This is a genomic window from Streptomyces minutiscleroticus (genome assembly GCF_014650875.1).
Lineage (GTDB): Bacteria > Actinomycetota > Actinomycetes > Streptomycetales > Streptomycetaceae > Streptomyces > Streptomyces minutiscleroticus.
Genome location: NZ_BMVU01000249.1, coordinates 1 through 657 on the forward strand (window position 1 = coordinate 1; position 657 = coordinate 657).

Sequence of the window (657 nt, forward strand, 5' to 3'; positions counted from 1 at the left end):
GCCTCGGGGCTGGACTCGGTGAAGGACTCGCCGTAGGCGAAGTCCATCGACACGTCCCGGATCTCCATCGAGGTGCCGGGCACCTTGGAGCCGAAGCGGACCGTGATCCCCTCGTCGGGCTGGACGCGGATGACGATCGCGTTGGAGCCCAGCTCCTCGGTGGCGGTGGAGTCGAAGGGGGAGTGCGGGGCGCGCTGGAAGACGACGGCGATCTCGGTGACGCGGCGGCCCAGGCGCTTGCCGGTGCGCAGGTAGAAGGGGACGCCCGCCCAGCGGCGGTTGTCGATCTCCAGCTTCACCGCGGCGTAGGTGTCGGTCTTCGACTTGGTGTCGATGCCCTCCTCCTGGAGGTAGCCGACGACCTTCTCGCCGCCCTGCCAGCCGGCCGCGTACTGCCCCCGCACGGTGTCTCTGCCCAGGTCCTTGGGCAGCTTCGCCGCACCCAGCACCTTGGTCTTCTCCGCCGCGAGCGCGTCCGCGTCGAAGGAGGCGGGCTCCTCCATGGCGGTCAGCGCCATCAGCTGGAGCAGGTGGTTCTGGATGACGTCGCGGGCGGCGCCGATGCCGTCGTAGTAGCCGGCGCGGCCGCCGATGCCGATGTCCTCGGCCATGGTGATCTGCACGTGGTCCACGTAGGACCGGTTCCAGATCGGCTCG

The 657-nt window shown here is 69.7% G+C and carries 1 protein-coding gene; it reads right to left on the bottom strand.

What is annotated here, in order from left to right:
- A partial coding sequence (locus IE271_RS41300; RefSeq protein WP_190195525.1) for a glucose-6-phosphate dehydrogenase occupies positions 1-657 on the bottom strand: 657 nt, incomplete at both ends.